General features: G+C 63.1%; 1 protein-coding gene. It reads right to left on the bottom strand.

The window, feature by feature from the left end:
- A partial coding sequence (locus QTL96_RS22610) for an ATP-binding protein (RefSeq protein ID WP_289729293.1) occupies positions 1–527 on the bottom strand: 527 nt, incomplete at its 3' end.
- Between the last annotated feature and the right edge of the window lie 2 nt (positions 528–529).

Here is a 529-nt window from a genome sequence, read left to right on the forward strand (position 1 = left end):
AGATCATCGAGGATGAGCAGATCGAATTTGTCGAGCTTGGCAATGGCGGATTCGAGCTGGAGTTCGCGACGAGCCACCTGCAGCTTCTGAACGAGCTCGGTCGTACGCATGAACAGCACCCGCCAACCGTTCTCGATGAGAGCGAGGCCAATCGCGGCGGCGAGATGGCTCTTGCCGCCACCGGGCGGACCGAACAACAGGATGTTGGCTCCCTTGGCGAGCCAGCTATCACCGGCGGCGATCGCCATGACCTGTGCCTTGGAGACCATCGGAACGGCGTCGAAGTCGAAGCTGTCGAGCGTCTTTCCCGGTGGCAATCGTGCCTCGCCGAGATGGCGTTCAATACGGCGGCGGTCGCGTTCGGCCAGTTCGTGCTCGGCAATCACCGACAGGAACCGTGCCGCGGGCCATCCTTCCTTGTCGGCCCGCTCAGCAAAGTCCGGCCAAAGGACCTTGATGGCAGGGAGGCGGAGTTCATTGAGCAGCGTGCTGAGCGTGGCGGCGTCGATGGGCGGGGCGTGTCTCATGC

It is taken from the genome of Rhizobium sp. S163 (assembly GCF_030380805.1).
Lineage (GTDB): Bacteria > Pseudomonadota > Alphaproteobacteria > Rhizobiales > Rhizobiaceae > Rhizobium.